This is a genomic window from Nitriliruptor alkaliphilus DSM 45188 (assembly GCF_000969705.1).
In the GTDB taxonomy this organism is placed as follows: domain Bacteria; phylum Actinomycetota; class Nitriliruptoria; order Nitriliruptorales; family Nitriliruptoraceae; genus Nitriliruptor; species Nitriliruptor alkaliphilus.
Genome location: NZ_KQ033901.1, coordinates 2,991,952 through 3,005,966 on the forward strand (window position 1 = coordinate 2,991,952; position 14,015 = coordinate 3,005,966).

12 protein-coding genes and 1 riboswitch are annotated in these 14,015 nt (G+C 73.4%); of the genes, 10 read left to right on the top strand and 2 right to left on the bottom strand.

Annotated elements, in window-relative coordinates; translation table 11 throughout:
* Position 1: 1 nt before the first annotated feature.
* The 6 genes from NITAL_RS13995 to thiC all read left to right on the top strand — a co-directional run bounded on the left by NITAL_RS13995 (position 2) and on the right by thiC (position 7,194).
* A complete protein-coding gene (locus NITAL_RS13995) occupies positions 2–2,596 on the top strand; it encodes an ATP-binding protein (RefSeq protein ID WP_052666871.1) in 2,595 nt (864 codons plus the stop codon).
* Between the two features lie 112 nt (positions 2,597–2,708).
* Positions 2,709–3,284, top strand: coding sequence for an OsmC family protein (locus tag NITAL_RS14000; RefSeq protein WP_211262407.1), 576 nt, complete (start codon positions 2,709–2,711; stop codon positions 3,282–3,284).
* 73 nt (positions 3,285–3,357) lie between these two features.
* Positions 3,358–4,521: an NAD(P)/FAD-dependent oxidoreductase gene (locus NITAL_RS14005; protein ID WP_052666872.1), complete on the top strand. Its 1,164-nt coding sequence runs from the start codon at positions 3,358–3,360 to the stop codon at positions 4,519–4,521.
* Positions 4,522–4,547: 26 nt separating this feature from the next.
* Positions 4,548–4,985, top strand: coding sequence for a MaoC/PaaZ C-terminal domain-containing protein (locus tag NITAL_RS14010; RefSeq protein ID WP_083442192.1), 438 nt, complete (start codon positions 4,548–4,550; stop codon positions 4,983–4,985).
* A gap of 116 nt (positions 4,986–5,101) precedes the next feature.
* The gene (locus tag NITAL_RS27340) at positions 5,102–5,251 is read left to right on the top strand and encodes a hypothetical protein (RefSeq protein WP_157041831.1); all 150 of its coding nucleotides are present in this window, start codon (positions 5,102–5,104) and stop codon (positions 5,249–5,251) included.
* An 87-nt stretch (positions 5,252–5,338) separates the two neighbouring features.
* Positions 5,339–5,449, top strand: a riboswitch (TPP riboswitch).
* A gap of 35 nt (positions 5,450–5,484) precedes the next feature.
* Entirely contained in the window at positions 5,485–7,194 is a 1,710-nt protein-coding gene (thiC, locus tag NITAL_RS14015) for a phosphomethylpyrimidine synthase ThiC (protein WP_052669685.1), read from the top strand.
* A 29-nt stretch (positions 7,195–7,223) separates the two neighbouring features.
* Here thiC and NITAL_RS14020 read toward each other — a convergent pair whose 3' ends face one another.
* Positions 7,224–8,117, bottom strand: a complete 894-nt coding sequence (locus tag NITAL_RS14020; RefSeq protein WP_052666874.1) for a dihydrodipicolinate synthase family protein — start codon at positions 8,115–8,117, stop codon at positions 7,224–7,226.
* Positions 8,114–9,109, bottom strand: a complete 996-nt coding sequence (locus NITAL_RS14025) for a sigma-70 family RNA polymerase sigma factor (protein ID WP_342674229.1) — start codon at positions 9,107–9,109, stop codon at positions 8,114–8,116. Before NITAL_RS14025 ends, NITAL_RS14020 begins: the two co-directional genes overlap by 4 nt.
* A 133-nt stretch (positions 9,110–9,242) precedes the next feature.
* Here NITAL_RS14025 and NITAL_RS14030 point away from each other — a divergent pair, with 133 nt between their 5' ends.
* The 4 genes from NITAL_RS14030 to NITAL_RS14045 all read left to right on the top strand — a co-directional run bounded on the left by NITAL_RS14030 (position 9,243) and on the right by NITAL_RS14045 (position 14,001).
* A complete protein-coding gene (locus NITAL_RS14030; protein WP_052666875.1) occupies positions 9,243–10,481 on the top strand; it encodes an HD-GYP domain-containing protein in 1,239 nt (412 codons plus the stop codon).
* A 98-nt stretch (positions 10,482–10,579) separates the two neighbouring features.
* Positions 10,580–11,542, top strand: coding sequence for a non-homologous end joining protein Ku (gene ku / locus NITAL_RS14035; protein WP_052666876.1), 963 nt, complete (start codon positions 10,580–10,582; stop codon positions 11,540–11,542).
* Positions 11,539–12,435 carry a hypothetical protein gene (locus tag NITAL_RS14040; protein ID WP_052666877.1) on the top strand — a complete coding sequence of 299 codons (897 nt, stop codon included), beginning with the start codon at positions 11,539–11,541 and terminating at the stop codon, positions 12,433–12,435. The genes ku and NITAL_RS14040 overlap by 4 nt, the downstream gene beginning before the upstream one ends.
* A gap of 99 nt (positions 12,436–12,534) precedes the next feature.
* Positions 12,535–14,001: an LVIVD repeat-containing protein gene (locus NITAL_RS14045; protein WP_052666878.1), complete on the top strand. Its 1,467-nt coding sequence runs from the start codon at positions 12,535–12,537 to the stop codon at positions 13,999–14,001.
* Positions 14,002–14,015 lie beyond the last annotated feature (14 nt).

The following is a 14,015-nucleotide window of genomic DNA, read 5'->3' on the forward strand; positions in this document are numbered from 1 at the left end:
CGTGCTGCTCGAGCGGGAGGCCGAGCTGGCCGTCCTCGACGAGGCGCTCGAGCGCGCCGACGAGGATCGGTCCGGCAGCGTGGTGCTCGTCTCGGGCGAACCGGGTATCGGCAAGTCGACGCTCGTCGCGGCGTGGGTCCGCGACCGGGCGCAGCGCGCCAGGGTCCTGATGGGGGCGTGCGACGACCTGGTCCCGCCGCGGACGCTCGGTCCGTGGCGTGACGCCGTCCGTGGCACGGCCGGGCCGCTCAACACCGCCCTGGCCGCCGACGCGTCACGGGACACGTTGCTCGCGGCCGTCGACGAGGAGCTCCGCAACCCGCTGCGTCCGACGGTGGCGGTCATCGAGGACGTCCACTGGGCCGACGAAGCCACCCTCGACGTCCTGCGGTTCCTCGGTCGCCGCGTCGCCGACGCGCCGGTCGTCCTGGTGCTGACCCACCGGGACGGCCTCGGGGATGGCCACCCGCTGCTCTCGCTCACCGGGTCGTTGGCGGGGCCGCACGTCCGGCGGCTTCCCCTCGGGGGGCTCTCGCTCGCGGCGGTGAGTGCCCTCCCGGGCGCGGCAGGACGCTCCGACGCCGCGCACCTGCACGAGGTCACCGCCGGGAACCCGTTCTTCCTCACCGAGGTCCTCGCCGCGCCCGACGGGACCGTGCCGATGACGATCCGGGACGCCACGGCGGCGCGCCTGCGCGAGCTGACGGCGGCGAGCAGGGCGGCGCTCGAGCAGCTCGCGGTGGCACCCGGTGGTCTCGAGCTCGACCTGATCGCGGCCGTGGTCGATGGTGGGGTCGCCACCTTCGTCGAGGCGGAGCGGCTCGGTCTGGTCGTGGTCGAGGACGGCGACGTGCGGTTCCGGCACGAGCTGACGCGGCGCGCCGTGGTCGCGGCGTGTCCCGCGGCCCAGCAGGCCGCGTGCCACGGACGGCTGCTGGCGGCGCTCGACGAAGCTCGCACCGATCCCGCCCGCCTCGTCCACCACGCGCTCGGCGCAGGCGACGCGGCCCGCACGGCACACCACGCGCCGGCGGCGGCACGTGCCGCCGTCCGAGCAGGAGCCCACCGGGACGCGGCGGCTGCCTTCGGACAGGCGCTGCGTGCCCCTGACCTCCTCCCGGCGACCGAACGCGCGACCGTCCGCGCGGAGCTCGCACGTGAGCTGCTGCGGATCAACCGCCTCGCAGAGGCGCTCGACGAGGCGGAACGGGCCGTCGCGGAGTGGGAGGTGCTCGACGATGCCCGCGGCCTCGGGATCGCGCTGACCGTACTCGCCGAGGCCCGCTACTGGGGTCTGCGCTCGGAGACGGCGGTCGCGGCGGCCGAACGCGCCGCGCAGGTCCTCGAGGGGACCGACCATCGGCTCGAGCTCGCCGCCGCGCGCAGCACCCACGCCTTCGTGCTCCTCATGGCCAACCGGTTCGAGGAGGCAGCCGAGGTCGGCACGGCGGCGGTCGCGCTCGCCGAGCGGGTCGGCGCTGCCGGCGTGTTGGCGGACAGTCTCACCCAGCGGGGCACCGCACGGGTGATGTGCGGGGACAGCGGTGGACTGACCGACCTCCGCCGAGCGCTCGACGGGGCCGTCGAAGCCGGCACGCACGAGCAGGTCATCACCGCCGCGGTGGGCACCGCGTCGGCCGCGTTCCGTTCGGGGCGCATCGAGCTGGCCGAGCACGCGCTCGACGTCGGTCTGGCGCACGCGAGCGGGCACGACCTCGATGCGGGCGTCGCGACCCTCGGGATGATGCGGGCAGGGTTCGACCTGTCCCAGGGTGCCTGGAACGCCGCGGAGGAGGTGTTCCGCAGCGTGCACGGCGATGGATCGGGGACCGGCTGGGCGGAGACGGTCGCCGCGGCGATGATCGGGCGCCTGCTCGCCCGCCGGGGCGAGGACGGCGCCGAGCGCTTCCTGGAGCGCGGTTGGAGCCTCGCCGTCGCCAGCGGCGAGATCCAGCGCCTCGGGCCCGCCGCCGCCGCGTACCTCGAGTGGGGCTGGCTCACCGGGCGTGTGGACCAGGTCCGGGCGGTCGCGGAGCAGGCGACCGCGACGGCAGCCAGGGTCGGTCACCTCTGGTACCTCGGCGAGCTGCTCCGGTACCGCGCCCTCGTGGACGGTCCGGCCGAACCGCCCCCGGCGGTCCCCGAGCCGTGGGCGAGCGGCATCCGGGGTGACTGGCGATCCGCGGCGACCGGCTGGCGGGACCGGGGGTGGCCGTACCTGGAGGCCCTGGAGCTGACCTGTGGCGACCCCGCCGCCATGCTCGAGGGGCTGGCGATCCTCGACCGGCTCGGCGCGGTGGCGACGGCGACCTCCGTGCGCCGCCGTCTGCGCGACCTCGGTGTGGCGCGCGTCCCCCGGGGGCCGCGCGCCGAGACCCGGGACCACCCGCTCGGTCTCACCCCACGCCAGGTCGAGGTGTTGGACCTGGTCTGCGCCGGGGCCACCAACGGCGAGATCGCCGAGCGGCTCGTGCTGTCGGTCCGGACGGTCGACCACCACGTCTCGGCCATCCTGGCCAAGCTGGGCGTGAGCAACCGCCGTGAGGCGTCAGCACGGGCCGGTGAGCTGGGGCTGCTGGCGTCCCCCGCGAGCTAGGTGGTCCGGACGGTCGATGTGGGTGCCGGCCACCGAGGGAACCCGGTGGCTGCCGGTGCACGGTGTCGACACCGCACCGATCGACGGTGCTCGACTCCGAGGAGCCAGCCCCATGAGCACGATGACCACGACCGACACCCACCGCAACGGCGTCGACACCGGCACGCTGTACGCCACCCTCGACGCGATCGCGGCGCAACCGGACCTGGCACGGTTCCAGTTCCGCGCCGACAACGAGTGGAAGGGCGGCGCGCACAACCGCTCGACCATCCAGAGCTTCTACGGGGCGGGCGCCGAGGACTCGGCCCGGCAGGTGACCTTCCAGCTCGACGCCGGTGAGCCGGCGCTGCTGCTCGGTCAGGACGAGGGCCCGAACCCGGCGGAGTTCGCCCTCCACGCGCTGGCGGCCTGTCTGACCACCACCCTCGTGTACGTGGCGGCTGCGCGCAAGGTCACCCTGACCCGTGTGACCTCCCACCTCGAGGGCGACCTCGACGTCCGTGGCGCGCTCGGCATCGACGACGAGGTCCGCAACGGCTTCCAGGCCGTCCGTGTCCGCTTCACCGTCGAGGGCGACGCGCCCGAGGAGAAGCTGCGTGAGCTCGTCGCTCGGGCGCAGGCGCGTTCGGTGGTGTTCGACACCTTCAACAACCCGGTGGACGTGACCGTCGAGGTCGACACGCCGTGACGTGCGACGGTGGTACCGGAGGGCGAGAGCTGCCCCGGTACCACCGCCCGCGACTGATCGAGGAGGTGGTCCCGTGACCCGTCCCCCCTACGACGCGATCGTCGTCGGCGCCCGGCCCGCCGGCGCTGCCACGGCCATGCTGCTCGCGCGGCACGGCCTCGACGTCCTCGTCCTCGACCGCGAACCCGCGGGTCGTGACACGCTGTCGACGCACGCGCTGATGCGCGGGGCCGTCGTCCAGCTCGAACGCTGGGGGCTGCTCGAGCGGCTCGTCGCGGGCGGCACCCCGCCCGTCGAGCGAGTGACGTTCCACTACGGCGACGACGTCGAGGCGGTCGATCTGCGGGCTGGTCCGCTGTTCGCGCCACGGCGGACGGTGCTCGACCCGTTGCTGGTGGCCGCGGCCCGCGAGGCGGGTGCCGACGTACGCCACGGTGTGCACGTCGAGGACGTCGTGCGCGACCCCGTGAGCGGCCGGGTCGTCGGCGTCGCGGTACGCCCCCCGCGGCGGACCGGGCGAGCGGCGACGATCCTGCGCGCCCGGCTCGTGATCGGCGCTGACGGCCGGGCCTCGAGGATCGCGCGGGCCGTCGATGCCCCGGTGCTCCACCGAGGGCGGACGTCGACGGCCGTGGGCTACCGCTACGTCGCCGACCTGCCCACCGAGGGGTACGAGTGGGTCTACCGTCCAGGCCACGGCGCCGGGTTGATCCCGACCGACGGGGGCCGCACCGTCGTCTGGGCTGGCACCGCGACGCGTCGCTTCCTGCACGAACGGGGGGTGGGCTCGGCCGCCTGGTTCGACGCGACGCTCGGGGCAGCGTCCCCGGAGGTCGCCGACCTCCTGCGGTGGCTGCCGGCCGGCCGGCTCCGGATCGACGCTGGCCACCCGAGCCTCGTCCGTCGTCCGTGGGGGCCCGGGTGGGCGCTCGTCGGTGACGCCGGCCTGTACCGGGACCCGGTCACCTCGCACGGGATCACCGACGCGTTGCGGGATGCCGAGCTGCTCGCCGACGCGACGGCCGCCGTGCTGCTCGGTGATGCCGATCCCGTCGAGGGGTTCGGTGGGTACGAGCAGGAACGTGACACGATCGCGATGCCGATCGTCGCCGAGACGGATGCCATCGCGGGCTTCGACTGGGACCTGCCGACCCTGCGGGGGCACCTGATGCGTCTCAGCGACGCGATGCGCGTCGAGACCGCCGCGCTGCAGCAGCGGACCGTGCAGCCCGCTTGAACCGCGAGGAGGACACCGTGAGGGACATCACGACATCCGACGAGGTGTGGCCGCGAGGAGCGCCGAGCGTCGGGGCCACCGCCCGTCGCTCACGGCGGGTGGCACCGGAGGACATCGAGCGGTTCACGGCGATCAGCGGGGATCGGAACCCCTTGCACTACGACCCGGCGGTGGCTGCGGCGACCCCGTTCGGCGGCCTCGTGGTGCAGGGGGGTGTCACGACCGCCATCCTCAACGCCGTCGTCGCCGAGGACCTCCCCGGACCGGGCACGGTGTTCCTCCACACCGACTGGTCGTTCCGGGCGCCCGTGCGGCCGGGCGACGAGATCACGGGCGCGGTCGAGGTGCTCGACGTGCGCCGAGACAAGCCGATCACCCGCCTTGCCACGACGGTCACCCGCGACGACGGCACGATCTGCGTCGAGGGCACCGCCCTGTGCTTCACCTTCCCGCTCCCGCGCTGAGCCACCGGCCCGAGGGCGGCGGCGACCTCGGGCCCGGACGGCGGGGACCTGCGTCCCAGGCGGTCCGGCCGGCATCGGCGCATGCTGGAAGCATCGACAGACGGTGGGGACGGGGCATGGTGTTGGTCAGCGAGGCCCAGGGGCTGCGGGTCTGCCTGGAGTGCCACGCGGTGCTCGCGCGGAACGACGACGAGCCGGCGTGGATGGCGGTCCACCTCGGTGGCCCGGCCGGCGTGGGGTGCACGCTCGTCGACCGCGACCGCTGAACCGCACGCGGCGCTGCCGTCCACGGCAGCGCTGCTGCCGTCCGCCGGCCCCTCCGGCACCAGCCGGGTCCGGGCCGCTACGGTCCACGGACCGATCGCGGGAGCTCGTGGCAACGGGCTGAGAGGGTGACTGCCGTCACCGACCGCCAGACCTGATCCGGGTAACACCGGCGGAGGGAGACATCGTGGACACGTCCCACGTGCGTGCAGGTGACCTCGACAGCACCCCGGGCATCACCCGTGCCTACCGGTCGAGCCCTGCGGGGCACCGCATCGCGGTCAAGCGGGTGACGCTGCACCCGACCCGAGGCCGCTTCGGCGACGAGCAGAACGGACCGGTCGACCTGTACGACACCTCGGGGCCGCACGGCGACCCGGACGTGGAGGTCGACCTCGCCGCCGGGCTGGCGCCGCTGCGGGAGCCCTGGGTCCGGGGTCGCGGGGACGTCGTCGAGGTCGGCCGCGCCCGCCCCTACCTCGACACCGCCGCCGCACCCGCCGCCGCTGGCGGTCCGGGGGAGGGGCGGCCCGTGCTGCGCGCCGCCCCCGGCCGCACGGTCACCCAGCTGCACTACGCCCGCCGGGGCGAGATCACCGACGAGATGGCCTACGTCGCCGCACGCGAGGAGGTCGACCCGGAGACGGTCCGGGCAGCCATCGCCGCCGGGCGCGCCATCCTCCCGAACAACGTCAACCACCTCGAGTCCGAGCCGATGATCATCGGCCGCGAGTTCCTCACCAAGATCAACGCCAACATCGGCACGTCCGTGGTCACGTCGTCGATCGAGGCCGAGGTCGACAAGCTCGTGTGGGCCTGCCGGTGGGGCGCCGACAACGTCATGGACCTGTCGACCGGTGCCCACATCCACCCGACCCGCGAGTGGCTGCTGCGCAACAGCCCGGTGCCGATCGGCACCGTGCCGATCTACCAGGCGCTCGAGAAGGTCGGCAACCAGCCCGAGGAGCTCACCTGGGAGCTGTTCCGCGACACGGTCGTGGAGCAGGCCGAGCAGGGGGTGGACTACATGACCATCCACGCCGGCGTGCTGCTGCGGTACGTGCCGTTGACCGCGCAGCGGGTCACCGGCATCGTCTCGCGTGGGGGGTCGATCATGGCGGCGTGGTGCCTCGCCCACCACCAGGAGAGCTTCCTCTACACCCACTTCGAGGAGCTGTGCGAGATCCTCGGCGCCTACGACGTGGCGTTCTCTCTCGGTGACGGGCTGCGTCCCGGCAGCGTCGCGGACGCCAACGACGAGGCCCAGTTCGCCGAGCTCGACACCCTCGGCGAGCTCACGAGGACCGCGTGGCGGCACGACGTCCAGGTGATGGTCGAAGGCCCCGGACACGTCCCGCTCGACAAGGTCCTCGAGAACGTCACCCGGCAACGCGAGGTCTGCGACGACGCGCCCTTCTACACGCTCGGGCCCTTGGTCACCGACATCGCGCCGGCCTACGACCACATCACCTCGGCCATCGGTGCGGCCGTGATCGGGATGGGTGGGACGGCGATGCTCTGCTACGTGACCCCGAAGGAGCACCTCGGTCTGCCCGACCGGGACGACGTCAAGGACGGGCTGATCGCCTACCGGATCGCCGCGCACGCGGCCGACGTCGCCAAGGGACACCCGGGGGCGCGGCGTCGTGACGACGCGCTGTCCAAGGCACGGTTCGAGTTCCGCTGGGAGGACCAGTTCAACCTGTCCCTGGACCCGGGCCGCGCACGGTCGATGCACGACGAGACCCTGCCCGCACCCGCCGCGAAGACGGCCCACTTCTGCTCGATGTGCGGCCCGGGGTTCTGCTCGATGCGGATCAGCCAGGACGTGCGCGAGTACGCCGCCGAACGCGGCCTCGGCGAGGTCGAGGCGCTGCACGAGGGCATGGCCGAGAAGGCCGCCGAGTTCCAGCGCCTGGGAGGACGGCTGTACGTGGAGGGGTGACTGCCTGGCTCGGGCTGGGGCGCGGCGACCTACCGCATCATCGCGGTCCGGACGTGGTCGAGTCGGCCCGCCGGCACCGAGCGCAGCGGCCGGCGACACCACCGCTCCGCGATCGTCCCGTCGAGCTGCAGGGCGGCCTTCAGCACCGCGGGCGGCGACGAGCCGACGGCCGCGAGCGCCTCGGTGGTGCGGGTCAGTGCTGCCTGTTCGTGGGCAGCGCCGGCTCCGTCCCCGGTGGCCACCGCCTCGTGCAGCGAGGCGATCTGGCGCTGGCGGACGTTGGCGATCGCGGTGATCGAGCCGTCGGCACCGGCCTCGAGCGCCGCTCGCAGGGTCGGGGCGTGACCGGTGAGCACCGCGAACCCGTCGGTGCCGCCCACCGCCTCGATGAAACTCGCGCGGCGTTCGGCGTCCGGCGAGGAGTCCTTCAGGCCCACGATGCGGGGGTGGGTCGCCAGCTCCCGCAGCGCGTCGGGCGTGAGAGAGGAGCCGGTGTACTGCGGCAGGTGGTAGAGCAGCGTCGGGACCTCGGCGGCGTCGGCGACCGTCACGTGCAGGTCGACGAGCTCGTCCACGTGCAGCGGGTAGGTGCTCGGCGCCAGCACCAGCACCAGGTCCGCCCCCGCGGCTGCCAGGCGTGCGACGTCGGCTTGGAGCGCGGTGACGGTCGGTCCCGTGGCACCGGCCACCAGGGTGGTGCTGCCCGGACCGGCGTCGATCACGGTGCGTGCTCGCCGGGTGACCTGGACGCGCTGGTCGGCCTCCAGCAGGGCACCCTCGCCGGTCGACCCGGCCACCAGCACGCCCGACGCCCCGTCCGCAGCCGCCCTCGCGACGAGCGTCGCGAGGTCGTCCTCGTGCACGGCGCCGGTGGGGGTGAGCGGGGTCACCAGGGCCGGCAGCGAGCCCCGGAGGAAGGTCACGAGGGGAGCTCGAGCGGCAGCCCGAACAGCGGGAAGTACCGCCCGACGTCGAGGAACGACTGCTGGGCCACGATGCGCCCCTCGGCGATCTCGAGCACCTGCAGCGCCCACGGCTCGTGCTCGCCGTTCGGGCCACTCGGCCGGTACTGCCCGAACGCGGGGGACCCGTTGGCCACCGTGGGCAGCAGCCGCGAGCCCTCGCACTCCGCCCCTGGGCCAGCCATCCAGGCCACGACCTCGTCGCGACCCTGCAGCCAAAGGGCGAACGGTGGCATGGACTGGGTCGCGTCCTCGTGCAGCAGCGCAGTGAGGGCGTCGAGGTCGTAGCGCTCGAACGCGTCGACGTAGCGCGCCAGCAGCGCCCGCTGCTGCTCGTCCAGCGGATCGTGGGGGTCGCTGTCCAGCACCTCGTGCTGGGCGATCGTCGCGCGGGCGCGCTGCAGCGCGCTGTTGACCGACGTCACGGTCGTGTCGAGCAGCTCGGCGACCTCGCTGGCTCGCCAGCGCAGGACCTCGCGCAGGATCAGCACGGCGCGCTGCCGTGGCGGCAGGTGTTGGAGCGTGGCGACGAACGCGAGCCGGACGGTGTCCCGGGCGACCGCGCGTGCGGCCGGGTCGGCATCGTCCGGCAGCACCCGGGCATCCGGGATCGGCTCGAGCCAGGTCACCTCGGGCAGCTGCGGGCCCGGGTGGGTCGGCGCGACGCTGGCCGGACCGAGGTCGATCGGCCGCGCGCGGCGCTGCCGGCCGTCGAGCTGGTCGAGGCACACGTTGGTGGCGATGCGGTACAGCCAGGTCCGCAGCGACGAGCGGCCCTCGAAGCGGTCCGCGGCCCGCCACGCACGCACGAGCGTCTCCTGGACCGCGTCCTCGGCATCGAACGACCCGCCGAGCATCCGGTAGCAGTAACCCGTCAGCTCCCGCCGGTGGGTCTCGAGCGCGGCCTCGACCGCGTGGCGGTCGGGAAGGGTCACGAGGACGGGTGACTGCAGGTCGCTCACGGTGGCTCCGTTCGTTCGGGGACGACTGTAGAGCCGCACGCCGACACGCGTCGCCGTGGACCTCTTCAGCCGGCGACGGTGCGACCGACGGGTCACACGACCCCCTTCACGCTCTGGGAGCGGGATGTACAGCCAGTCGGTCGAACATCTCCGCCCCGGTGCCATCCTCGGGCGGACGATCCTCGATGGCTCGGGGCAGGCGCTGCTGGTCGCCGGCACGCCGCTGACCGAGCGGTACATCCGGGCCCTGCGTCGCCACGGGATCCTGTCGGTGCTGGTCCAGGACGGCATCGCCGACGACGTGGTGCCCGACGACATCGTGACCGAACGGGTGCGCTCCACCCTGACCGGCCACGTCGCGACCGCCTTCGACCGGGTGGCGATCATCGCGGCCGAGCGGGCCGGCACGGGCGGTGGCGTCGACGGGGCGGTCGACCGCCTCGGCGAGCGGCCGCTCGACATCGGTCACGAGGGGGAGCGGAGCATCTCCGACCTCTACGCGGACGTCGAGCACCTCATCGCCGAGATCCTCGAGCACGACACGATCGCGGGTCTCGAGTCGCTCAAGACCCACAACGAGTACACCTTCCAGCACTCCGTGGACGTCGCCGTGGTCGGTGTCCTGCTCGGCAAGCGGATCGGGCTGCCGGTCGGTCGCTTGCGCGAGCTGGCGCTCGGCTGCCTGCTGCACGACATCGGCAAGACCTACATCGACGTCGCCATCCTGGACAAGCCCGGCGTCCTCACCCCCGAGGAGTTCGCCGCGATCCAGGAGCACCCGCGGATGGGTTTCGAGCTGGTGCGGCGCATGCCGGTGCACAGCATCCTGCCCGCCCACGTCGCCTACCAGCACCACGAGCAGCAGGCCGGTGGCGGCTACCCCCGTGGCCTGGTCGGTCGCAACCGGATCGGGTCGCGGGCCCGACGCGAGCAGGTCGGTGCGGGCCACATGCTGCTCATCGCCGAGATCGCCGCCATCGCCGACGTGTACAGCGCCCTCATCTCCGACCGGCCGTACCGCCCGGCGATGCCACCGGACCGGGTCGCGAGGCTGCTCGATGGCATGGGTGGCGCGCACCTCAACCGCGAGCTGCTCGCCGAGCTGCGCCAACTGGTGCCGAGCTACCCCGTCGGGCACTGGGTCGAGGTCACGCACGGGGCCTTCGTCGGGTGGCGGGGGGTGGTCACCGGCGTGCACCGCGGGCGCGTCGACGAACCGTCGATCCGGCTGCACCTCGACGAGCGCGGCGAGGCGGTGTCGTCAGCGGTCGAGCTCGACACCCGGGAACTGCACGACATCGCGCTGGCCTGCCTGGCGGTCGATCAGGTACCGACGGCAGTCCCGCGGATCCTGGTCCCCTGACCCGGCGCGGGACCGGCGTCGTCCGGCCGGTCGCTGGCGCGTGCGCGGCTCCGGCCGTGGTGGCATCGTTGCGTCACCGACGAGTCGGAGGTGGGGCGGTGGCGCGGGCGACCTGGAGCGGATCGATCAGCTTCGGCCTGGTGAACGTGCCGGTGCAGCTGTTCACGGCCGTGCGCAGCCACGCGGTGCGTTTCAAGCAGCTGCACGAGGGGACCAACGCGCCCGTCAAGCAGAAGCGTGTCGACACCGAGACGGGCGACGAGGTCCCCTACGACGAGATCGTCAAGGGCTACGAGGTCGACGACGGCCGGTACGTGGTCGTCGATCCGGACGAGCTCGCCGCGCTCGACCCCGAGCGGTCGCGGATGATCGACATCCTCGATTTCGTCGAGCAGGCCGATATCGACCCCATCTACTACGACCGGGCCTACTACCTCAGCCCCGGCGGCGAGGCGGCTGCCAAGCCCTACCGGCTGCTGACCGAGGCGATGGAACGCGCCGGCAAGGTCGCCATCGCGACCTTCGTGATGCGTGGCAACTCCTACCTCGCCGCCATCCGCGCTCGCGACGGGCTGCTCGTGCTGTCCACCATGCACTACGCCGACGAGGTCGCCGACCCGGCCGACCTCGAGGTCGACGAGACGCTCGGGGACGTCGAGGTCCGCGAGCGTGAGGTGGCGATGGCCGAGCAGCTGATCGACTCGTTGCTGACCGACTTCGACCCCACCAGCTACCGCGACGAGCACCAGGAACGTGTCCGGGAGTTCCTCGAGGCCAAGGCCGAGGGCCAGGACATCGAGCTGCCGACACCGGCGGAGCAGACCGGCGACGTCGTCGACCTCGTCGCGGCCCTCGAACGCAGCCTCGCTCGAGCGCGAGGCGACGACGACGGTGGCGACACGAGGGCGTCCGAGGGCGGTCGCCCGGACTACGCGTCCATGACCCGTACGGAGCTCTACGAGCTGGCCCAGGAACGGCAGGTGCCGGGCCGTTCGCAGCTGAACAAGCAGGAGCTGGTGGCGGCGCTGCGGTCGTCGGACGAGGAAGCCGGCGCCGCGTGAGCGAGACGGACCTCACGGGGGCGTTGCGGGAGGAGGTCGGGCAGCTCACCGCCGGGCCGCTCGCCGACTTCGTGGCTGCGCGGACGGCACGGGCCCGGGAGCTGAAGGCTGCGGGTCAGGTCGACCTGGCCCGCGAGCTCGGTGGACGACGCAAGCCCACGGTGCCGGCCTGGGGGCTCGACCAGCTGGCCCACCACCACCCGGACGAGCTCGACGCGCTGTTCGCCGCGGCGGACCGGGTGCGCAGCACCCAGACGGTCGCCGACCCGGACCGTGACGCGGTCCGGGCAGCCTCGACCGCGTTCACCTCGCAGGTCCGGCGACTCCGGTCGTTGGCCGGCGACCGCCTCGCAGCCGCCGGGACAGCCCCGGAGGCCCACCTCGACGAGGTCGAGGCCACCCTCCTCGCCGCGGCGACCGATGGCACCGTCGCGGCCGACCTGCGGGCCGGCGCGCTGCTGCGGCCGGCTCCGTCACCGGGGTTCGCGGCGCTGGCCTCGCTGTCGCCCCCCACCGGTCGTGGCCGAGCCCGCACGTCACACCCGAAGCCAGGGAGCGCCGCCCCGGAGCCCGCCGAGACGGACGGGTCGGACGCCCGTCGTGCGGCGGAGCTCGAGGCCATCCGATCGCGCCGTGCGGAGCTCGCCGACCGCCAGGACGACGCCGAGACGGCGGTCCGGCGGGCTGCGGACGCGGTCGAGGCGGCGCGTACACACCTCGCCGAGCTGCAGTCCGAGATCGAGCGGCTGCAGCGCGACGCTACCGCCGCTGCGGAGGAGCTCGCCGCGACCGAGGGGGCCGAACGTGAGGTCCGTCAGGCCGCGGACGAGCTCGCCGCCGAGGTGGATGCGCTCGACCGACAGGCCGAGGAGATCGCGTCAGGCACCGGGTGAGTCGGCCGGCCGGGTGTGCTCGCTCCGCACGGGCGGGAGGGACCCGCGGGTCGGACGCGGAAGAGGCACGGAGCAGGTTCCACCGGCTGGGAGAGCTCCGTGCGTCGTCCGTTCACCGTCCTGCCGACGGCGCTGGCCGCCGCGTCGCTGCTCCTCGTCACCGCGGCGCCCGTCGCCGCGCACCCCGCGTTGCCGGTCGCGCCGACGAGCCCGCTCGACCTCACGTACGCGGCGACCGACAACGTCGAGTTCCTCGGACGGTTCCCCGAGCACGCCGGGACCGCCGGTGGGCGGCTGCTCGACGATCGCTTCTACCTCACCGACCCGCGGGGCGTGTTCGTCTACGACGCGTCGGTGCCCGAGGACCCGACGCTGCTCGGTTCGCTCGTCCTGCCGCAGTCGGAGACGGGGGTCGCGCTCGCGCAGGAGGACCCCGACACCGATGGGCACATCCTCCTGGTCGACGCCATCGATCCGCTCGCCCCGACGCTCCTGCCCCAGCTGCAGGTCGTGGACGTGTCCGACCCCGCCGCGATGCAGGTCATCGGCACCGCGCCCGTCGTCGACCACACCTGGACCTGCGTCTCGACGGCCGACCGGGGCTGCGCGTACGCCTACGGCCGCACCGGGTACATCGTGGACCTGACCGACCCGACCGATCCGGTCGTCCTCGACACCTCGTGGCGTGAGCACGTCGGGCTCGGCGAGGGCTTCTCCAACCGCCCCTACACCCACGACCTGACCGAGTTCCGCACCGGTCGGGTGATGTCCGCCGGTGCCCACAACGTGCTGATGGACACCACCGACCCGGCGGCCCCGCGGCTGCTCGAGGACCTGGTCGTCGACTACCACACCTTCGGCTACCACAGCGTGGAGTGGGGCAACGAGGGCCGTGACGCGTTCCTGGTGGCGGGCACCGAGATCGCCCCGCAGGGCCCCACCAACCTGGCCGGTAGCGACTGCCAGGGCGAGGGATCGTGGATCAGCACCTACGGGGCCGCATCCGTCGCTGAAGCCGACCGGAAGTACGAGCGCAGCGGCAACCACCGCCACTTCGACCGCGCCGGGTTCGAACGGCTCGACACCTTCCACGTCGAGGAGCGCGGCATCTTCCTCGACGGTGACGCTCCCGGGCACACCCTCTACTGCGCCCATTGGATGGAGCTCGCCCCGAGCTTCGACGGTGGCGGGCGGATGGTCGCCGCCTACTACGACTGGGGCACCAGGTTCGTCGACGTCGCCCCGGACGGGACCATGGAGGAGATCGGCTGGTTCAACCCGGCGGAGGGCTACGCCGGGTCGGCGCAGTGGATCACCGACGAGGTCGTCTACTCGATGGACTACCGCCGCGGCCTCGAGGTGCTGCGGCTGTCGGACGAACCGGCCACCGGGACCGTGGTCGGTGCGCTCGATCTGCTCATGGCGGGTTCCTCGGTGCAGCCCGCGCCGCTGTGGGAACGGCTGCTCGGCCACCCGAGCGTGCTGGCCCTCGGCCTCGCGGGCGCGCTCCTGTTGACCGCCCGCACCCGTCGACGGACCCGCGCCGTGGCTCCGTCGCCCGCTTGACGACCCCACCGACA

Excerpts from the sequence above, each read along its gene's own strand:
- NITAL_RS14000 (WP_211262407.1), top strand. The coding sequence starts at position 2,709 with ATGAGCACGATGACCACGACCGACACCCACCGCAACGGCGTCGACACC.
- NITAL_RS27340 (WP_157041831.1), top strand. The coding sequence starts at position 5,102 with ATGGTGTTGGTCAGCGAGGCCCAGGGGCTGCGGGTCTGCCTGGAGTGC.
- NITAL_RS14030 (WP_052666875.1), top strand. The coding sequence starts at position 9,243 with ATGTACAGCCAGTCGGTCGAACATCTCCGCCCCGGTGCCATCCTCGGG.